The sequence below is a fragment of the Variovorax sp. 10N432 genome, assembly GCF_056394465.1.
In genome coordinates, this window is record NZ_JBFTHX010000002.1 from 167003 (window position 1) to 186852 (window position 19850).

General features: G+C 69.5%; 18 protein-coding genes. 5 read left to right on the forward strand and 13 right to left on the reverse strand.

Annotation, left to right across the window (positions count from 1 at the left end):
- Positions 1-2: 2 nt before the first annotated feature.
- The 4 genes from AC1DF3_RS03035 to AC1DF3_RS03050 all read right to left on the reverse strand — a co-directional run bounded on the left by AC1DF3_RS03035 (position 3) and on the right by AC1DF3_RS03050 (position 4497).
- The gene (locus AC1DF3_RS03035; protein ID WP_286535283.1) at positions 3-803 is read right to left on the reverse strand and encodes an alpha/beta fold hydrolase; all 801 of its coding nucleotides are present in this window, start codon (positions 801-803) and stop codon (positions 3-5) included.
- Between the two features lie 79 nt (positions 804-882).
- A complete protein-coding gene (locus AC1DF3_RS03040) occupies positions 883-2436 on the reverse strand; it encodes a benzoate-CoA ligase family protein (RefSeq protein WP_478138784.1) in 1554 nt (517 codons plus the stop codon).
- A 46-nt stretch (positions 2437-2482) separates the two neighbouring features.
- Complete coding sequence (locus tag AC1DF3_RS03045; RefSeq protein WP_478138785.1) at positions 2483-4036, reverse strand: 3,4-dehydroadipyl-CoA semialdehyde dehydrogenase; 1554 nt, start codon at positions 4034-4036, stop codon at positions 2483-2485.
- A complete protein-coding gene (locus AC1DF3_RS03050; protein ID WP_286535280.1) occupies positions 4033-4497 on the reverse strand; it encodes a DUF4863 family protein in 465 nt (154 codons plus the stop codon). The genes AC1DF3_RS03045 and AC1DF3_RS03050 overlap by 4 nt, the downstream gene beginning before the upstream one ends.
- Positions 4498-4658: 161 nt before the next feature.
- Between AC1DF3_RS03050 and AC1DF3_RS03055 the strand changes: the two genes are divergently transcribed.
- The 5 genes from AC1DF3_RS03055 to AC1DF3_RS03075 all read left to right on the forward strand — a co-directional run bounded on the left by AC1DF3_RS03055 (position 4659) and on the right by AC1DF3_RS03075 (position 10760).
- Entirely contained in the window at positions 4659-5591 is a 933-nt protein-coding gene (locus tag AC1DF3_RS03055) for a helix-turn-helix transcriptional regulator (protein WP_478138786.1), read from the forward strand.
- A gap of 137 nt (positions 5592-5728) precedes the next feature.
- Positions 5729-7396: a 2,3-epoxybenzoyl-CoA dihydrolase gene (gene boxC / locus AC1DF3_RS03060; RefSeq protein ID WP_478138787.1), complete on the forward strand. Its 1668-nt coding sequence runs from the start codon at positions 5729-5731 to the stop codon at positions 7394-7396.
- Between the two features lie 34 nt (positions 7397-7430).
- On the forward strand, positions 7431-8858 hold the full coding sequence (gene boxB / locus AC1DF3_RS03065) for a benzoyl-CoA 2,3-epoxidase subunit BoxB (RefSeq protein ID WP_286521627.1): 1428 nt from the start codon (positions 7431-7433) through the stop codon (positions 8856-8858).
- A 187-nt stretch (positions 8859-9045) separates the two neighbouring features.
- Positions 9046-10323, forward strand: a complete 1278-nt coding sequence (boxA, locus tag AC1DF3_RS03070; protein ID WP_286656815.1) for a benzoyl-CoA 2,3-epoxidase subunit BoxA — start codon at positions 9046-9048, stop codon at positions 10321-10323.
- A complete protein-coding gene (locus AC1DF3_RS03075) occupies positions 10323-10760 on the forward strand; it encodes a MaoC family dehydratase (RefSeq protein ID WP_478138788.1) in 438 nt (145 codons plus the stop codon). The genes boxA and AC1DF3_RS03075 overlap by 1 nt, the downstream gene beginning before the upstream one ends.
- A gap of 12 nt (positions 10761-10772) precedes the next feature.
- Here the strand turns inward: AC1DF3_RS03075 and AC1DF3_RS03080 are convergent, their stop codons facing one another.
- The 9 genes from AC1DF3_RS03080 to AC1DF3_RS03120 form a co-directional block, all read right to left on the reverse strand.
- A complete protein-coding gene (locus AC1DF3_RS03080; protein ID WP_286535276.1) occupies positions 10773-11588 on the reverse strand; it encodes a class I SAM-dependent methyltransferase in 816 nt (271 codons plus the stop codon).
- 98 nt (positions 11589-11686) lie between these two features.
- Positions 11687-13309 (reverse strand): mechanosensitive ion channel family protein, encoded by a 1623-nt coding sequence (locus AC1DF3_RS03085; protein WP_286535273.1) that lies wholly within the window; start codon positions 13307-13309, stop codon positions 11687-11689.
- A gap of 69 nt (positions 13310-13378) precedes the next feature.
- On the reverse strand, positions 13379-14710 hold the full coding sequence (gene fahA, locus AC1DF3_RS03090; protein WP_478138789.1) for a fumarylacetoacetase: 1332 nt from the start codon (positions 14708-14710) through the stop codon (positions 13379-13381).
- Between the two features lie 7 nt (positions 14711-14717).
- Positions 14718-15524: a cyclase family protein gene (locus AC1DF3_RS03095; RefSeq protein ID WP_286535269.1), complete on the reverse strand. Its 807-nt coding sequence runs from the start codon at positions 15522-15524 to the stop codon at positions 14718-14720.
- A gap of 259 nt (positions 15525-15783) precedes the next feature.
- A complete protein-coding gene (locus tag AC1DF3_RS03100; protein ID WP_478138790.1) occupies positions 15784-16539 on the reverse strand; it encodes an ABC transporter permease in 756 nt (251 codons plus the stop codon).
- Positions 16536-17282 (reverse strand): ABC transporter permease, encoded by a 747-nt coding sequence (locus AC1DF3_RS03105; RefSeq protein WP_286535267.1) that lies wholly within the window; start codon positions 17280-17282, stop codon positions 16536-16538. The genes AC1DF3_RS03100 and AC1DF3_RS03105 overlap by 4 nt, the downstream gene beginning before the upstream one ends.
- Positions 17283-17385: 103 nt before the next feature.
- Positions 17386-18180 (reverse strand): ABC transporter ATP-binding protein, encoded by a 795-nt coding sequence (locus tag AC1DF3_RS03110; RefSeq protein WP_286535266.1) that lies wholly within the window; start codon positions 18178-18180, stop codon positions 17386-17388.
- Positions 18177-19121, reverse strand: a complete 945-nt coding sequence (locus AC1DF3_RS03115; protein ID WP_286535265.1) for an ABC transporter substrate-binding protein — start codon at positions 19119-19121, stop codon at positions 18177-18179. Before AC1DF3_RS03115 ends, AC1DF3_RS03110 begins: the two co-directional genes overlap by 4 nt.
- The gene (locus AC1DF3_RS03120; protein ID WP_286535264.1) at positions 19118-19837 is read right to left on the reverse strand and encodes a TetR/AcrR family transcriptional regulator; all 720 of its coding nucleotides are present in this window, start codon (positions 19835-19837) and stop codon (positions 19118-19120) included. Before AC1DF3_RS03120 ends, AC1DF3_RS03115 begins: the two co-directional genes overlap by 4 nt.
- Positions 19838-19850: the final 13 nt, after the last annotated feature.

The window sequence follows — 19850 nt, forward strand, 5'->3', positions numbered from 1 at the left end:
GATCAGGGAGAGCTTTCCGACTTGACAAATGAAACGGTCGCCACTATCGCCGTTTCGGGCTGATCGCGATGCGGGGAATGCCCGCAGTCGGGAATCTCCAGCAGCCGGGTCTGGGGCACGCGCTCGGCGATGCCGCGGATCTGGCGCAGTGTGCCGTACTCGTCATCGATTCCCTGGATAGCAAGAATCGGGCAACGGATGGTGGCCAGCTCGCCTTCGATGTTCCATTGCCTGAAGGGCGGGTGCAGCCAGATCCGGTTCCAGCCCCAGAAGGCTGAATCGACGTCGTCGTGGTAGCGCCCGAGTTTCTGCCGCAGGTCGGTGTCCAGGTAGGCCTGGCGCGCCAGCTCGATGTTGGCAACGGTCACGTCCTCGACCAGGATGTGCGGCGCCATGACCACCAGCCCGGCCACGCGGTCGGGGAATTCCGCCGCGTACAGCAGCGCGATCGAGCCGCCGTCGCTGTGGCCGAACAGCCAGGGTTTTTCCTGCAGGCCGATCGCCTCGAAGAAGGCCGGCAGCACCTCGTGCGCCTGGCGGTGCATGAAGTCCACGTCCCAGGTCTCGTCGGCGTCGCGCGGCGTCGAGCGGCCGTAGCCGGGGCGCGAGAACACCAGGCCGCGGAAGCCGCCGGCCGTGCACAGGCGTTCGGGGAAATCCTTCCACATCGAGATCGAGCCCAGGCCTTCGTGCAGGAAGACCAGCAGCGGCGCGTCGCTGCGCTCGGGTGCGATTCGCTGGTATTCGACGCGCACGTCCTTGCCCCGCCAGTGGATGGCGGCGAATTCGGAGTCGGTCAGCATTGTTTCGCCGCCGGGCCGCCCCAAGGCGAAACGCGCCCCCTCGGGGGGCAGAGAGGACACGAAGTGCCGAACGTGGGGGTCATTTTTTTTCCCGTTCGCGCAGGCGGAAGCGCTGGATCTTGCCGGTCGCGGTCTTGGGCAGCTCGTCCACGAACTCGATGAAGCGCGGGTACTTGTAGGGCGCCAGGCGCTCCTTGACGAAGGCCTTGAGCTCGTCCTCGCCGACCGGCTGGCCGTCCTTGCGCACCACGTAGGCCTTGGTCTTGGTCAGGCCGTCGGCGTCTTCCTTGCCGATCACCGCAGCCTCGAGCACCGCCGGGTGCTGCATCAGCGTGGCCTCGACCTCGAAGGGCGAGACGTAGATGCCGCTGACCTTGAGCATGTCGTCGCTGCGCCCGGCGTAGGTGTAGTAGCCGTCGGCGTCGCGCGAGTACTTGTCGCCGCTCTTGGTCCAGCCGTCGCGGAAGGTCTCGGCGCTTTTTTCGGGGTTGCCCCAGTACATCACCGCCGTGCTCGGGCCCTTGATGTAGAGATCGCCGACTTCGCCGTCCGCGACCGGCTGGCCGTCTTCGCCGCGCAGCTCGATCTCGTAGCCCTCGACCGGCTTGCCCGTGGTGCCGTAGCGGATGTCGCCGGGCCGGTTCGACAAAAAGATGTGCAGCATCTCGGTGGAGCCGATGCCGTCGACGATCTCGCAGCCGAAATGGGCCTTGAAGCGCTGGGCGATCTCGCCCGGCAGGGCTTCGCCGGCCGACGAGCACATCCGCAGCGCGACTGCCTCGCGCGCCGGCAGCCGGGGCGAGGCCAGCATGCCGGCGAAGCCGGTCGGGGCGCCGAAGAAGACCGTCGGCTTGACGCCGCCCTGGCCGGTCCAGCGCTTGAAGGTGGCGTCGGGCGTCGGCCGCTCGCCCATCAGCAGCACCGTGGCGCCGACCGACAGCGGGAAGGTCAGCGCATTGCCAAGGCCGTAGGCAAAGTACATCTTCGCGGCCGAGAAGCAGACGTCGTCTTCGGTCAGGCCAAGCACCGGCTTTCCGTAGAGCTCCGCGGTCCACCAGGGGTTGCCGTGGGTGTGGACCGTGCCCTTGGGCTTGCCGGTCGAGCCCGAGGAGTAGAGCCAGAAGGCATGGTCCTGCGGCGTGGTGGCGGCCGGCGCCGCCAGCGCTTCGTTGCGCGCGATGGCCGAGTCGAAGTTCTGCGCGCCGTCGGGCAGGGCGCCCGTGGGCTGCGACACGAACAGCGCCTGCACGGCGTTCGGCGCCTTCGCCATCGCCTCCTGCAGCACCGGCAGCAGCGCGCCCGACACCAGCGCCGCGGTGGCGCCGCTGTGGGCCAGCATGTAGGCGTAGTCGTCGGCCGTGAGCAGCGTGTTGACCGCCACCGGCACCACGCCGGCATAGAGGCTGCCCAGGAAGCTGACCGGCCAGTCGCTGCCGTCGAGCATCAGCAGCAGCACGCGGTCCTCGCGCCGCACGCCGCTGGCGAGCAGGGCGGCGGCCAGCCGGCGCGCGCGGTCCTCGAGCTGGCCGTAGCCGAGCGCGCCGCGGTCGTCGACATAGGCCGCCTTGGTGGCGCGGCCGCGGTTCAGCGCGAACAAGTGCTCGGCGAAGTTGAAGGTGTCGGGCAGGGTCATCGTGGGTCTCCTCACTGGCTACTGGCTACTGGCTACTGGCTACTGGCTACTGGATGCCGAGCTGCGCCAGCACGCCGGGGCTGGCCTGCACCGCGCTCTTGCGGTGATAGAAGTCCAGCGCCCGCAGGCCGCCGAGTTCGGCGCCGCCGCCGGCGCGGCCAGGGCCGCCGTGCATCGACATCGGCATCACGTTGCCGTGGCCGGTCTGGGCCTGCGCGACCTCGGGCGAGATCACGTGCACGCGGCCATGGCTGGCCGCGAGCTGCACCGCGGCCTGGCCGAGCGCCGCGTCGTCGGCGCCGTAGAGCGAGGTCACGAGCGAGCCCTGGCCGCGATGGGCTAGGGCCACCGCATGCGCCAGGTCGCGGTAGGGCAGCAGCGTGGCCACCGGACCGAAGACCTCGATGTCGTGCACGCGATCGGCCGCGTCGGCATCGCGCGCGCCCAGCAGCACCGGGCCGATGCAGGCCGCGATGGCCGGGTCGGCGTCGACCAGGGCCTTGGCACTGCCGTCGTGCAGCACGGCGGCTTGCGTCTTGAGCGCTTCCAGGCCCTCGCGCACCGCGACCAACTGGGCACGGCTCACCAGCGAGCCCATGCGCACGCTGTCGTTGCGCGGATTGCCGACCGTGACCCCGGCCAGCTTGGCGCCGATGGCTTCGGCGGCAGCGTCGTAGACCGCGGCGGGCACGAGAATGCGGCGGATCGCGGTGCACTTCTGGCCCGACTTCACGGTCATCTCGCGCACCACTTCACGCACCAGCAGGTTGAAGGCCTCGCTGCCGGGGCCCGCGTCGGGCAGCAGCAGGGCCGAGTTGAGGCTGTCGGCCTCGATGTTCACGCGGGCCGAGCGCTGGGCCACGGCCGGGTGCGAGCGGATCACGGCGCCGGTTTCGGCCGAGCCGGTGAACGAGACCACGTCGAAGGGTTGGAGCTGGTCCATCAGGCCGGCCGAGCTGCCGCAGATCACCGACAGGGCGCCGGCCGGCAGCACGCTGGCTTCGACCACGTCGCGCACCATGCGCTGCGTGAGCCAGGCGGTCGAGGTGGCGGGCTTGACGATCACCGGCACGCCCGACAGCAGCGCCGGGGCGGCCTTTTCCCAGAGGCCCCAGGACGGGAAGTTGAAGGCGTTGATGAACAGCGCCACGCCGTGCGTCGGCACCTGCAGGTGCTGCGACAGGAAGACCGGTTCCTTGCCGAGCTTCACCGCGTCGCCGTCGCGCAGCGCGCGCACGTCACCGAGCGCGTCGCCCCATTTGGCGTACTGGCCGAGCGTGAAGATCGCGCCGTCGATGTCGACCGCCGAGTCGTTCTTCACGGTGCCCGAATTGGCCGTCGCGATCTCGTAGTAGGCGTCGCGATTCGCCTGCAGCACCTTGACGATCGCGGCCAGCAGTCCGGCACGCTGGCGGTAGGTCAGGGCGCGCAGCGCCGCACCGCCGGTGTCGCGCGCAAAGCGGAAAGCCTCGGGCAGGTCGAGCCCGGTGGCGTCGACCCGCGCGAGTTCGGTGCCGAGCACCGGATCGACCAGCGCCGTGCCGGCGCCGCTGCCGGCCTGCCAGCGGCCGCCGACGTAGTTGGAGAGGAGTTCGGTCATTGGGTGAATTTGATTTGCCCTTCGGGCAGCAGATAGAGGACCAGCGCGCGGCCTTGGGCGACGGTGGGACGGTGGGCGCTGCCGGGCGGGTAGACGCACCAGCCGGCCGGCCGGCCGTCGAAGGTCGCGTCGCCTTCGATCGGCATGATCAAATCGATCTCGCCGTTCGGATGCGTGTGGTGAGGGCCTGCGAGGTCGCGCATGTCTACGACGTCGACCGAGAATCGGTTCAGCGCGTCCTCGGCCTTGAAGACCCGCCCGTAGCGGATGCCGCCGCCTTCGCGGTCGCACATCCAGCCTTCGGCGACGCCAGCGATGCAGGCCTGCTTGAGCGCTTCGTAGCTCGGGCTGCCGGCGCCATGCTGGCTGTTGAGCCAGCGGTCGAGGTCCTGGTCGAGCGGGCGGCCGGCGATCTGGCCCGTCAGCTCGGCGACGAGTTCGTGGAAGCTGTCTTTGGACATGGAAGTGTGCTCACGCGTGGGATTGAACTTGCGGCAATCGACTGTGTGCAGTATCTTGCCTGTGAGCGAACCATAAGCACCGAGCACTGAGGTGTCAAGCAATATAATGCATGTACTGGTGTTAACCCTGAGCCGAACCGCCGGCAGAGCGAAAGCGAGTCATGAATCAGCGAGCTGAGGAGGCGGTGCTGTCCGTCTCTCCCGAAGTCCCGGCGCCGGCCGAGGAAGCCAAGAACCCCTTGCTGGCGGCGCTCGGCGAGCGCGTGCGCAACCTGCGCGCCCGCCGTGGCCTCACGCGCAAGGCGGTGGCGCTGGCGGCCGACGTGTCCGAGCGGCACCTGGCCAATCTCGAATACGGCATCGGCAACGCCTCGATCCTGGTGCTGCAGCAGGTGGCGACCGCGCTCCAGTGCTCGCTGGCCGAACTGGTCGGCGACGTCACGACCATTTCGCCCGAGTGGCTGCTGATCCGCGAACTGCTCGAGAACCGCAGCGAGGCCGACCTCCGCCGGGCCCGGGTCGCGCTCGGCGAACTGCTCGGCACCGCGGCCGGCGACCCGGCGCGGCACCGGCGGATCGCGCTGATCGGGCTGCGCGGCGCCGGCAAGTCCACCCTGGGCCAGATGCTGGCCGACGATCTCGACGTGCCTTTCATCGAACTCAGCCGCGAGATCGAGAAGATCGCCGGCTGCAGCGTGCGCGAGATCCACGATCTCTACGGCACCAACGCCTACCGCCGCTACGAGCGCCGTGCACTCGAAGAAGCCGTGCAGATCTACAGCGAGGTGGTGATCGCCACGCCGGGCGGAATCGTCTCCGATCCGGCCACCTTCAACCAGCTGCTGGCGCACTGCACCACGGTCTGGCTGCAGGCCGCGCCCGAGGAGCACATGGGCCGCGTGGCGGCCCAGGGCGACACCCGGCCCATGGCGGCCAGCAAGGAAGCCATGGACGACCTGCGGCGCATCCTGAGCGGGCGGGCCGCGTTCTATTCGAAGGCCGACCTCAGCGTCGACACCGGTGGGCAGGACCTGGCTCAGAGCTTCGCGCGTTTGCGAACCGCGGTGCGCGAGGCGATGGCGCAGGCCGACTGAGGGCTGAGTCTTCGCAGGAAGTAAAAAAGTCCTCGAAGGGTTGACGCGCGCCAGAACATGCAGCATGATGCATGTTCTGGCGATCGACAAGTGCACTATTGTTCCTAGCCAGCCCCGCTACACCCCAGGAGACCTGCATGACCGACAGCACCCAAGCCCTTCGCGTGGACTACCGCACCGACCCCACTCAATACCGCCACTGGAAACTCAGCGTCGAGGGCCCGGTGGCCCGGCTGTCGCTCGACATCGCGGAAGACGGCGGCATCCGCCCCGGCTACAAGCTCAAGCTCAACAGCTACGACCTGGGCGTGGACATCGAACTCAACGACGCGCTCAACCGCGTGCGCTTCGAGCACCCCGAAGTCCGCTCGGTGATCGTCACCAGCGGCAAGGACCGGATCTTCTGCTCGGGCGCCAACATCTTCATGCTCGGCGTCTCCAGCCACGCCTGGAAGGTGAACTTCTGCAAGTTCACCAACGAGACTCGCAACGGCATCGAGGACACCTCGAAGCATTCAGGCCTGAAGTTCATCGCCGCGGTCAACGGCGCCTGCGCCGGCGGCGGCTACGAGCTGGCGCTGGCCTGCGACGAGATCATCCTGGTCGACGACCGCTCGTCTTCCGTCTCGCTGCCCGAAGTGCCGCTGCTCGGCGTGCTGCCCGGCACCGGCGGCCTGACCCGCGTCACCGACAAGCGCCGCGTGCGCCATGACCTGGCCGATATCTTCTGCACGAGCGTCGAAGGCGTGCGCGGCCAGCGCGCGGTCGACTGGCGCCTGGTCGACGCGATCGCCAAGCCGGCCCAGTTCGGCGCCGCGGTCCAGGAGCGCGCCGCCAAGCTGGCCGAGGGCAGCGACCGCCCGGCCAACGGCAAGGGCGTGAGCCTGACCCGTCTGGAGCGCCAGGACGGCGCCGACAGCCTGCGCTACGAGCATGTCACGGTCGAGATCGACCGCGCCCGCCGCACCGCGACCTTGACCGTGAAGGCGCCCACCGGCGCCCAGCCGGCCGACATCGCCGCGATCGAAGCCGCCGGCGCCGCCTGGTGGCCGCTGGCGATGGCGCGCCAGCTCGACGACGCGATCCTGAACCTGCGCACCAACGAACTCGACATCGGCACCTGGCTGCTCAAGACCGAGGGCGACGCCCAGGCCGTGCTGGCCAGCGACGCCACGATGCTGGCCAACAAGGACCACTGGCTGGTGCGCGAAACGCTGGGCGCGCTGCGCCGCACGCTGGCGCGTCTCGACGTCTCTTCGCGCAGCCTGTTCGCGCTGATCGAATCGGGCTCGTGCTTCGCCGGCCTGCTGGCGGAACTGGCTTTTGCCGCCGACCGCGCCTACATGCTGGCCCTGCCCGACGATGCCGACAAGGCGCCCAAGCTGACGCTGGACGCGCTCAACTTCGGCTTCTTCCCGATGGTCAACGACCAGAGCCGCCTGCAGCGCCGCTTCTACGAAGAGACCGCGCCGCTGGAAGCCGCCCGCGGCGCCGCCGGCAAGGCCCTCGACGCCGACCAAGCGCTCCAGCTCGGCCTGGTCACGATGGCGCCCGACGACATCGACTGGGACGACGAGATCCGCATGGCGATCGAGGAACGCGCCGCGATGTCGCCCGACGCGCTCACCGGCCTGGAGGCCAACCTGCGCTTCGCCAGCAAGGAGAACATGAACACCCGCATCTTCGGCCGGCTCACCGCCTGGCAGAACTGGATCTTCAACCGTCCGAACGCGGTCGGCGCCAAGGGCGCCCTGAAGGTCTACGGCACCGGCGAGAAGGCCGGCTTCGACCTCAACCGCGTCTGATCCATCCGCTTCGCAACGAACCAAGGACAACCAAATGAGCACGGTCAACTACAGCGAAAAGATTCCCAACAACGTCAACCTCGGCGAAGACCGCACCCTGCAGCGCGCGCTCGAAGGCTGGCAGCCGAACTTCGTCAACTGGTGGGACGATGTCGGCCCGGACGGCTCGACCGCCTACGAGGTCTACCTGCGTACCGCGGTCAGCGTCGACCCGCAGGGCTGGGCCCAGTTCGGCCACGTCAAGATGCGCGACTACCGCTGGGGCATCTTCCTGAACCCGGGCGACGCCAACCGCGAGATCCACTTCGGCGACCACAAGGGCGAGAAGGCCTGGCAGGATGTGCCCGGCGAACACCGCGCCAACCTGCGCCGCATCATCGTGACGCAGGGCGACACCGAGCCGGCCTCGGTCGAGCAGCAGCGCCACCTGGGCCTGACCGCGCCCAGCATGTACGACCTGCGCAACCTCTACCAGATCAATGTGGAAGAGGGCCGCCACCTGTGGGCGATGGTCTACCTGCTGCACAAGCACTTCGGCCGCGATGGCCGCGAGGAAGCCGAGGCGCTGCTGCAGCGGCAGTCGGGCGATGCCAACAACCCGCGCATCCTGGGCGCCTTCAACGAGAAGACGCCCGACTGGCTGGCCTTCTTCATGTTCACCTACTTCACCGACCGCGACGGCAAGTTCCAGCTGTCGGCGCTGGCCGAGAGCGCCTTCGATCCGCTGGCGCGCACCACCAAGTTCATGCTGACCGAGGAAGCGCACCACATGTTCGTGGGCGAAAGCGGCGTGTCGCGCGTGCTGCAGCGCACCGCGCAGGTCATGAACGAGCTCAAGACCGACGACCCGCAGAAGGTGCGTGCGGCCGGCGCCATCGACCTCGGCACCATCCAGCGCTACCTGAACTTCCACTACAGCGTGACCATCGACCTGTTCGGCGCCGACCAGTCGAGCAACGCCGCGATCTTCTACAGCTCGGGCCTCAAGGGCCGCTACGAAGAGGGCAAGCGCACCGACGACCACGTGCTCAAGGGCCAGACCTACAAGGTGCTCGAGGTGGTCAACGGCCAGTTGGTCGAGAAGGATGTGCCGATGCTCAACGCGCTCAACGAAGTGCTGCGCGACGACTTCATCAAGGATTCGGTGGCCGGCGTGCAACGCTGGAACAAGGTGCTCGAGAAGGCCGGCATCCCGACCCGCCTGACCGTGCCGCACAAGGCCTTCAACCGCCAGATCGGTGCCCTGGCCGGCATCAAGATGTCGCCTGACGGCCGGGTGGTGAACGAGCAGGAGTGGGCCGCCAAGAAGAACGAATGGCTGCCGACCCCCGACGACTTCGCTTTCGTGGCATCGTTGATGGGCCGCGTGGTCGATCCGGGCAAGTTCGCCGGCTGGATCGCGCCGCCGGTGATGGGCATCAATCGCCAGCCCGTGGATTTCGAATACGTCCGCTTCGGCTGAAATGTTGCTCGCCCCCAGGTTGCCCGGCACTTCGTGTCCGGGCGCCCACCCCCTGCCGGGGGCAACACCAGCGGCCTGGCAAAGCCAGTTCCGCGGTGTTTCACGAAGGGGCCTGCGCGTTGCGCGGCCGGGGCAGTACAGATACTCTGAACGGTGTGGACCGTCCGGGCGATAAAGGAGATTCACGATGGACATGGCAGTCGACGTTTCGGTCATCAGGCAGCACCTGATCGACCCCGAGATCTGCATTCGCTGCAACACCTGCGAAGCCACCTGCCCGGTCAATGCGATCACGCATGACGACCGCAACTACGTCGTCCGCGCCGATGTCTGCAACGGCTGCATGGCCTGCATCTCGCCGTGCCCGACCGGCTCGATCGACAACTGGCGCACCATGCCCGTGGTGCGCGCCTATTCGATCGAGGAGCAGCTGACCTGGGACGAGTTGCCGGCCGAGCTCACGCCCGAGCAGCTGGAGGCCGAGGGCGTGGGCGAGCCGCAGGAGGCGCTGCAGCAGGTGCCCGCGGCCTCGCCGCAGCCGCCCGCCGCACCCGGCGAAACCGCCTTTAATTCGGCCCAGTACGGCGCCACCGTGCCGCCCTGGTCGGCGGCCCACGCCTACACCAACCTGCATCCGCCGAAGAGCCCGACCACCGCCACCGTGGTCGGCAACTTCAACTGCACCGAGGCCGGCTACGAGAACCAGACCCACCACATCGTGCTGGACTTCGGCGCCATGCCCTTCCCGGTGCTCGAAGGCCAGTCGATCGGCATCATCCCGCCCGGCACCGATGCCAACGGCAAGGCGCACTTCGCGCGCCAGTACTCGATCGCCAGCCCGCGCAACGGCGAGCGGCCCGGCTACAACAACATCTCGCTGACCGTGAAGCGGGTGCTGCAAGACCACCAGGGCAAGCCGGTGCGCGGCGTCGCCAGCAACTACGTGTGCGACCTCAAGGTCGGCGACAAGGTGCAGGTGATCGGGCCCTTCGGATCGTCGTTCCTGATGCCGAACCACCCGAAGTCCCACATCGTGATGATCTGCACCGGCACCGGCAGCGCGCCGATGCGCGCGATGACCGAATGGCGCCGGCGCCTTCGCAAGAGCGGCAAGTTCGAGGGCGGCAAGCTGATGCTGTTCTTCGGCGCCCGCACCCAGCAGGAGCTGCCGTACTTCGGCCCGCTGCAGACCTTGCCGAAGGACTTCATCGACATCAACTTCGCCTTCTCGCGCACGCAGGGCCAGCCCAAGCGCTACGTGCAGGACCTGATGCGCGAACGCGCCGCCGACCTGGCCGAACTGCTGAAGGATGGCCAGACGCACTTCTATGTCTGCGGCCTGAAGAGCATGGAAGAGGGGGTGGTGCTGGCGCTGCGCGATGTCGCGACCGAGGCCGGGCTGGATTGGGACACGGTCGGCGCAGGGCTCAAGCGCGAAGGGCGCCTGCACCTGGAAACCTACTGATGAAATTCGCGGACTTCCACGAGGGCCAGACCATCGAGGCCGGGCCCTACCTCGTCACCGAGGCGGAGGTCCTGCAGTTCGCCCGGGCCTACGACCCGCAGTGGTTCCACACCGATGCCGAGGCCGCCGCCGAGGGCCCTTTCGGCGGCCTGATCGCGAGCGGCTGGCACACCAGCGCGATCGCGATGCGGCTGGTCACCGACGCCGCGCTGGCGGGTTCCGAGTCCTTCGCCTCGCCCGGGCTGGCCTTCCTCAAGTGGCCGAACCCGGTGCGCCCGGGCGACACCCTGCGGCTGGTGGCCGACGTGATCGAGGTGCGGCGCTCCGAGAAGCGGCCGCACCTGGGCATCCTGCGCTGGCGCTGGCGGCTCTTCAACCAGCGCGAACTGCCGGTGCTCGACCTCGAGGCGACCAGCCTGTTCCGGCTGCCGTCCTGAGGGTCTCCACGCTCAGGGCCGCGTCGCCACCGTGAGGATCGCCGGCATCGGCACCGCGTAGCCCTCGGCGTCGCGGTAGGGCTCGAGCGCCCTCAGGATCGCGGCGTCGATCGCGTCCGCGCTGCCGTCCTGCTGGCGCTGCAGGGTGCCGCGCATGCGCACCGTGGCGGTCTTCAGGGTGCGCAGGATCGCTTCGCCGGAGGCGGCCCTGAAGGTCTGCGGCACCGGCGTCACGAAGCACGCCACGAAGCCGGCCGCGGCCAGCACGGGGCGGCTCACCGACGGGTCGGCGAACATGAACATGCCGGGCCCCGCCGGCAGCCCGACATCGAGCGCGCCGTGGATGCGGACGGCGTCGAGCACGGCGCCGAACAGCCGGGTCTTCTGCGGCAGGTCCCAGACCGTGAAGGCCAGCCGGCCGCCCGCTTTCAGCACCCGGAAGGCCTCGCCGAAGAAGCGCTCGGGCTCGGGGAAATGCAGCACGCCGTAGTTGGCCATGACGGCGTCGAAGCGCCGGTCCTCGAAGGGCAGCCGGCCGGCGTCGCCCTCCTCGAAACGCACGGCCGGGTAGCGGCGCCTGGCCAGCCGCACCTGCTCGGCCGAGAAGTCGACCCCGGTGACCTCGGCGCCGCGCGCCTGGGCCGCGGCGGCTGCATGTCCGGCGCCGGTCGCGACGTCGAGCACCGACTGCCCGGGGGCCACGCCGGCACCGTCGAGCAGGGCCTCGATCGATTGCGCCGTCAGGCCCGCCATGAGGTCCTCGTAGCTGGCGCACACCGCGGGGTCGGTCCAGCCCGCATGCTCGAAATCACGGAACGACGCGGTCATCGAGTCCTCCTGTGGCGGGGCTTCGGCCCCTGTCGCGCAGAGAGGATGATCCTTTTGCGGACCGGCGGCAAGTCAGCGCCGGGGTGGCCGTGCCGCCCTCACTTCGCCGGCGCCGGCCGCCAGCCTTCCTTGGGCACCAGCACCGGGTCGCGCGGCTGCAACACGAAGTGCGGCGACATGATCTGCACGCCGTACTCGTTGAAGACGTCCTGGATGTGGCCGTGCAGCGCATCCAGCACGTCGTACTTGGGCGCGCCCACCCGCATGAAGACATTCAGTTCGTAGGCGATGTAGAAGTCCTGCAGCGCCACCTGCCGCACCGTCGGCGCCGGCGCGGCCAGCAGATCGGGCGTGCGTCCGGCGGCCACAAGGAGCATCGCCTGGACCTGGCGCCAAGGACTGTCGTAGCCGATCGTGACCGAGGTGGCCAGCGCGATCCCGCCACCGCTGGGCCTGGTGGTGTCGCTCGAATTCAGGATCCGGGTGCCGACCACCACCGAGTTGGGCAGCGTGACCTCCTGGTCGAGCCGGTTGCGCAGCTTGGTCGAGAGCGTGCCGAGTTCGACCACGTAGCCCTCGGATTCGCCGATCTGGACGTAGTCCCCGGGCCGCAGCGCGCGCGAGTAGATCAGGACGAAGCCCGACATGATCTGCGACACCACGCCGGACGACCCGAGCGTGACCAGGACCCCGAAGAAGACGCTGAGCCCCTTGAACGCGTTGGAATCCGAGCCCGGGATGAAGGGATAGGCGACCACCGCCGCGAACAGCCAGACCAGCACCACCGTCAGCCGCCGGGTGGCGCCGATGGTGTCGCTCTGCAGCGCGGCGACCTTCACGCCGCTCGCATGGGCGGCGTTGAAGAGTGTGTGCAGCCCGCGCACCGCCAGGTGCGCGAGGAAGAAGATCACGGCGACCATCGCCAGGTCCGGCAACGCATGCAGCACCGCGACCGCGACCCGGGAGGCGACCCCGACCAGCGAGGTGTCGAGCGTGTCGCCCCAGGGGTGGGTGTAGGGGAAGCGGGTCAGCACGTAGGCCAGCCAGACATAGGCCGCCATCAGGACCAGGCCGATCTTGAGCCACTGGACGGCATAGCCCAGCAAGGACACGGCCATCCGGTGGGCATGGAACACAGGCCTTGCAGACGTCCGCTCGCGCAGGCCCTGGATCCGCGCCTCGATGCGCCCGGCCATGAACTGCAGCGCCAGGACCACCGCCGCGAGCGCCAGCGTCGCGAGCACGGACCAGCCGATCGCGATTGCGAACTGGCGCGTGCTGGCCTGCGCCTGGCGTGCCAGCAGCGCCTCGTGCAGCCGCGAGGCCGCCTGCGCGGCCACCTGCGCGAGCGCCGGGTCGCCGGGCTCCAGGTCGTTGGCGAACACCGCGAACAGGGTGCCGCCGTCGAGCATCACCGCGTAGCCGGGCACGCCTTCGTGGCTGAAGTTGGCGACCTCGACCGGCGCCCCGAGGCTGGCCGGCGGCAGGTCGCCGATGCGCTCGGCGGCACGGTCGGCGCGTTGCTGCGGCGACAGGCCGAACATCGGCACCCGGAAGACGAAGACCGTGCGGTTCCAGACCTTCAGCGTGGCGCCGGTGGGCGGGGCTTCCTGGGCGGATGCGGCAGCCGCCGCCGCGCTCATCGCCAAGGCCAGCAGCCAGGCGCACCGGCGCAGGTGCGTCACGGCAAGCAAGAAGAAGCGGGCGAGTGGAATGGCCATCCCGGAGTCGGTCCTTGTCTGGGCTGGCGGAAAGTACACCACGATCGGCCGGCCCGGACAAGGCGGGCGTCAGGACGGCGTCGGCACGCGGGCCGGCAGCACCATCCCGCGGCTCTCGCCGAAGCCGATCCGGGCCGCGCCCGGCTTCTCGCACCAGCCGCGCAGCATCACGGCGTCGCCGTCCTGGAGGAAGGCCCGCGTGTCGCCGTCGGCGAGCGCCACCGGCGCCTGCCCGCCGCGGGTCAGCTCGATCATGGCGCCGGCCTCGCCCGGCCCGGGCCCGGAGATCGTGCCGCTGCCGAACAGGTCGCCCGGGTTCAGGCTGCAGCCGCCCACCGTGTGGTGCGCGACCATCTGGGCGATGCTCCAGTACTGGTGGCGGAAGCTGGTCCCCGACAGGCGCGTCTGCGCGCTGCCGGCGGCGCGATCGCGCGCGCTCTCGAGCCAGACCTCGAGCCGGATGTCGATCGCGCCCTGCGCGCGGTTGGCCTCGCCCTCGAGGTAGCCCAGCGGCTGCGGGTGGCCGGCCGGCCGGCTCCAGGCGGTGCGATAGGGGGCCAGTGCCTCCATCGTGACGATCCACGGCGACACCGTGGTGGCGAAGTTCTTCGCCAGGAAGGGCCCGAGCGGCGCCATTTCCCAGAACTGGATGTCGCGCGCCGACCAGTCGTTGAGCAGGCAGATGCCGAAGACGTGGTCTTCGGCCCGGTCGAGCGGAATCGCTTCGCCGGCCGGGTTGCCGCGACCGATGTAGATGCCGAGTTCGAGCTCGTAGTCGAGCCGCGCGCAGGGGCCGTAGATCGGAGCGCCGGCGCCGGGCGCCATCATCTGCCCCATCGGCCGGTGGAACTGCTGGCCGCTGACGCCCAGCGTCGACGCCCGTCCGTGGTAGGCGATCGGGATCCACTGGAAGTTCGGCGTGATCGGATCGTCGGGCTTGAGCAGGCGGCCGATGTTCAGCGCATGGTCGATCGAGGTGTAGAAATCGGTGTAGTCGCCGATGCGCGCCGGCAGCGTGAATTCGGCCGCGGACTGGGGCCGCAGGCAGGCGCGCATCGCATCGGCGGTGGTTGCGGCGGCGTCTGCGTTCAATGCGGCAAACAGCGCATGGCGCAGCGTCCGCCAGGCGGCCGGGCCGAGGGCGAAGAAGTCGTTGAGCGCGGGCTGCGCAGCCGCCAGCGCCGCCTGCTGCGCCGCGCCGTCGAGCAGCCCGGCCGCGGCCAGCGCCGCCAGGTCGACGACCTGGTCGCCGATCGCCACCCCGCCGCGAAAGGCCTCCTGCGTACCTGCGAGGCGGAACACCGCGAACGGCAGGTTCTGGATCGGAAAGTCGCAGCCCGCGGCCTGGGCCGAAGCGAGCCAGCTGCGCGCCGCGGGGTCGTGCGTGTGGTCGAGTGGCATGGGCATCTCAGGCGCTCGCCATCAGCGCGTCGTCGAAGATCGCGACTGCGCGCGTCCAGCCGGCCGAGGCGCCGCGGATCTTGTGCGGAAAACAGCTGATGAAGAAGCCGTCGGGCGGCAGCACCTCGAGGTTGTGCAGCTTCTCGATGTGGCAGTAGCCGATGTCGCGGCCGGCCTTGTGGCCCTCCCAGATCAGCGAGGCGTCCTGGGTCTCGCCGTATTTCTTCGCGGTGTGGACGAAGGGCGCATCCCAGCTCCAGGCGTCGGTGCCGGTGAGGCGCACGCCGCGCTCCAGCAGGTACATCGTCGCCTCGTAGCCCATGCCGGCGCCGGCCGACACGTAGTCGTTGTGGCCGTAGCGGGAGCCGGCGCGGGTGTTGACCACCACGATCTCCAGCGGCTTGAGGGTGTGGCGGATGCGCTGGAGCTCGGCCTCGACGTCGTCGGCCGTCACCACGTAGCCGTCCTCGAAGTGGCGGAAGTCGAGCTTCACCGCGGGCTGGAAGCACCACTCGAGCGGCACGTCGTGGATCGCGATCGCGGGCTTCTTGTCGCCCAGCGCCTTGTCCATGGTGGAGTGGAAGTGGTAGGGCGCGTCGAGGTGGGTGCCGTTGTGGGTCGACAGCTGCACCAGCTCCACGGCCCAGCCTTCGCCGTCGGGAAGGTCCTCTTTTTTCAGGCCGGGGAAGAAGGGCTCGATCTGCTCGTAGGTCTGCTCGTGCGTGAAGTACTGGATCTTCGGCGCGAAAGCGGGCGGGTCCGACATCACGTCGTTCTCGAGGAAGATGGACAGGTCGACGAACTTGCGGGTCATGGTGGGCTCCTTTTTTAATCAGTTGAGGACAGAGCAAAAATGACTGCGTCATTTCTTGGTCTGTCCCGCAAGGGTTCAATTAGTTGAGGACAGAGCAAAAATGACTGCGTCGCTTCTTGGTCTGTCCCGCAAGGGTTTCAATTAGTTGAGGACAGAGCAAAGACTGCTGCGCAGTTTCTTGGTCTGTCCCGCAAGGTCTCAATCAGTTGAGGACAGAGCAAAAATGACTGCATCATTTCTTGGTCTGTCCCGCAAGGTTTCACGAGTACTGCCAGCGCAGCAATTTCTTTTCCGCGACGGCCAGCAGCGCATTGCTGGCAAAGCCGATCAGGCCCAGCAGCGCGATGCCGGCGAACAGTTCGCTGGCGCGAAAGCTGCGCGCCGCCAGCAGGATGGCCTGGCCCAGCCCGCTCTGCGAAGCGATCATCTCGCCGACCACCGCGACGATCAGCGAGATGGTCATCGACAGCCGCATGCCGGCCAGGATGTCGGGCAGCGCATTCGGCAGGCCGATCTTCCAGACGAAGGCGGCGCGCGGCAGCTGCAGGCAGCGCGCCACCTCGGACAGCCGCGGCTCGACGGCCGCGAAGCCATGCACGGTCGCCAGCAGCACCGGCCACATGGCGCCGAAAGCCACCACGAACAGCACCATGGCGGGATTGAGTCCGAAGATCGAGATCGCCAGCGGCAGCAGGGCCGAGGCCGGCAGCGGGCGGATGAATTCGAGCGTCGGCTGGACCCAGGCGCGCACCGACGGCGACACCCCGATGGCCGCGCCGAGCACGACGCCGAAGACCGAGGCCAGCAGCCAGCCTTCGAGCATCCGGCCCACGGTCGCCAGCGTGTAGCCGAGCAGGTCGCCGCGCAGACCCTCGCCCAGGCTCGCCGCCGTGGCTTCGGGCGTGGGCAGGAACACCCGGCTGACCCACCCGGCGTGGCTGGCGGCCCACCACAGCGCGACCAGCGCCGCGAGTACGCCGGCCGAGCCGATCCAGGGGCCGAGGCGGCGGTTCATGGCGTGACGCCCATGCGCCGCGCCACGCGCCGCTGCAGCCGCTGCATCGCGGCGTTGATCGCATACCCGACGATGCCGATCCAGCCCAGCCAGGCCAGCATCAGCGCCGGGTCGAAGCTCTGCTGCGCGATCATCATCGCGTAGCCCATGCCGTTCGGATTGGCGGCGATCTCGACTGTCACCGCGACCACCAGCGCCACCGCCACACCGAGGCGCAGCGCCACGAACAGCCGCGGCACGATGGCCGGCAGGACGATCTTCCAGGCCCGGTCGCGCTTCGACAGGCCGAGCACGCGACTGACCTCCAGCAGGCGCGGGTCGACCTGCCGCACCGCCGCCTGCACCAGGATCAGCATCGGCCAGAAGGTGGCGAAGGCGACGATCGCGAGCTCCATGCGCACGCCGAAGCCGAACATCAGCATCGCCAGCGGGATCAGCGCCACCGAGGGCACCGGCCGCAGCACCTCGATCGACAGCAGCCCCAGATCGGCGGCGCGCCGCGAGAGGCCGAGCCAGACGCCGCCGCCGATCCCCAGCACCGCGCCGACCAGCAGGCCGAGCGCAGCGGTGCCGAGGGTGAAGGCGGTGGCCTGCCAGAGCGAGCCATCGAGGGCCGCGCCGGCGAAGGCCCGCGCCGCGGCGCTCGGCGGCGCCAGCGCATCGCTGCCCAGGGCGGCGGCGCGGCGCGCATACCACTCGAAGGCACCCAGCAGCAGGGCCGGCAGCAGCCAGGGGCGCAGCAAGGGGGCGATGCGGCGGTGCTCAGGCCGGCGCCGGGCCGCCCCAAGCCGGCCTGCGCCCCCTGGGGGGGCAGCGAGTACACGCAGTGACGAGCGTGGGGGCCTGTCAGTCATGGCCCTGCGCGATGAAAGAGAACAGCTCGCGCCGCAGCCGCAGGAACTCGGGGTGTTCCTTGGTCGTCAGCTGGTCGCGCGGGCGGGGGATGTCGACGGCGATCATCCGCGCCATGCTCGGCCGCCCCGGTCCGGGGTCGGCCTGCAGCGCGATCACGCGGTCGCCGAGGTAGATCGCCTCCTCGAGGTCGTGGGTGACGAACAGCACCGTGAGGCCGTCCTCGCGCACCAGGCGCGCCAGTTCGTCCTGCAGGCCCTGGCGGGTGAGCGCATCGAGCGCGCCGAAGGGCTCGTCCATCATCATCAGCTCGGGCTTCTGGGCCAGGCAGCGCGCGATCTGCGCCCGCTGCTGCATGCCGCCCGACAGCTGCAGCGGAAACTTGCGCGCATGCCGGCCCAGGCCGACCTTGTCCAGCGCCTCGGCGATGCGCGGGGCGCGCAGGCCGGCGGGCACGCCGGCGGCTTCCAGCGCCAGGCTCACGTTGCCCTCGACCGTGCGCCAGGGCAGCAGGGCGCGGCCGTAGTCCTGGAACACGAAAGCCACCTCGCGCGACGGCCCGGTCATCGGCAGGCCGTGGCGCCGCACCGCGCCGCCGCTGGGCGCGACCAGTCCGCTGGCGGCGCGCAGCAGGGTGGTCTTGCCGCAGCCGCTCGGGCCGACGATGCACACGAACTCGCCGCGCGCCACCTCGAACGAGGTCGGCGACAGCACCTCGCGGCCGTCGTAGCGGATGCTGACGGCCTCGATGCTGAGCAGCTCCGGGGCCTCGATCTCGCGCGCGTTCACTTCACGACCAGTTGCGAGACGTCGACCTGTGTCTTCAGCATCTCCTGCTCCTTCATCAGGCCGACCCAGTAGGCGAGCTGCTTCTCGCTCACCAGCGGGCCGGGCGGCGAGATCTGCACCTTGGCCAGCACCTCCGGCGGCAGCTTGATGTACTTGCCGATGCTGGCGCGCACACGGGCGTCGTTCTTCGGCTGCTGCATGAAGGCCGCGCCCTCCTGCACCGCCTCGCGGAAGCCGCGCGCCGCGGCGCCGTTCTTCTGCACCCATTCCCGCTTGGCGGCATGGACGATGGTCTGGTTGCCCTCGGGCAGGAAGGTCGAGTAGTACGAGGCCACGTAGCCGGCGCCGCTGTCGGTGATGCGGCTCATGAACGGGTCCGCCGACACCACCGCGTCGACCGAGCCGCCGCGCAGCAGGTCGCCGTGCTGCGGGAAGGCGGCCTCGACAAAGTTCACCTTGCGGTAGTCGACCCCGTTGTCCTTCAGGTAGGCGCGAAAGGTCACGTGCAGGAAGGCGCCCAGGCCCGGCACGCCGATCTTCTTGCCGACGCAGTCCTGCGCCGTCTTGATGCCCGAGCCGGCGCGCGCCACCAGGCCGAAGCCGGTGATGGTCTTGGAGGTCAGGCCGCCGCCGGCCACCAGCACCAGGTCGAGCCCGCCGTCGACCGCCTGCAGGAACACCGACGGCGTCGGTCCGCCGATCTGCAGCGAGTCGGACTGCAGCGCGGCCGGGATGGTGGAGTTCAGCGGGATGAACTTGAGCTCGACGTCGAGGCTGCGCTTCTTGAAGTAGCCCTCCTCGGCGGCCACGAAGACCGAGGCGAAATCGGTCACGGCGGTGTAGCCGAACACGATCCGGCCGGCGGATTGGGCGCGCGCGGGCAGCGCCGCCGCGACGCCGGCGGCACCGAGCGCCGACAGCAGCTTGCGTCGTTTCATCATGTCTGTCTCCTGGGGTGGGTTTTCTTGTTCGGGGTCCGGGGCCGTGGCAGCGCGGCGCGCAGGCCGCCGACGATGAAGCGCACCAGCATCGGCGCCGCCGCCGGATCGCCGCGGCGGTTCTCGCCGCGCGACAGCCGTTCGATGCGGTTGTCGCTCAGGTGGTGCAAGAGGGCGCCGAGCGCGAACTGGTAGCCCCAGGCGACTTCGCCGCGCGTGGCATGTGGCAGCGCGATGTGCAGGGCGTCGATGTAGGCCTCGGCCAGGGGGTCGAAGTAGCCGCGCAGCACGCGGTCGGCCTCCTCGGTCGCGTGGTACAGCTCGCGCGCCACCAGCAGCGCGTAGTACTCGCCTTCGGCGCTGGCGCGCAGGGCCAGCACCGGGCCGATGAAGGCCTCGATGATGCGCGGCAGGGTGCGCGGGTCGGCCGGGTCGTTGTCGACCGCGCGCAGGCCGGCGAGGCGTTCCTCGATCGAGTGGCCCCAGTGCGCGAAGATGGCGTGGAAGAGCTCGTGCTTCTGGCCGTAGTAGTAGCCCACCAGCGCCAGCGGCACGCCGGCTTCCTCGGCGATCTGGCGGATCGTCACCACGTGGTAGCCGTGGCGCGCGAACAGCTTCTCGGCCGCCAGCAGGATCGCCTGCTTGCGATCGGGCCGCGCCGCCTCGGCGGCGGCCGCTCGGGTCGCTCGGCGCTTGACCGGCAGGGGACGGCTGTTCATGGCCCGTATTGAA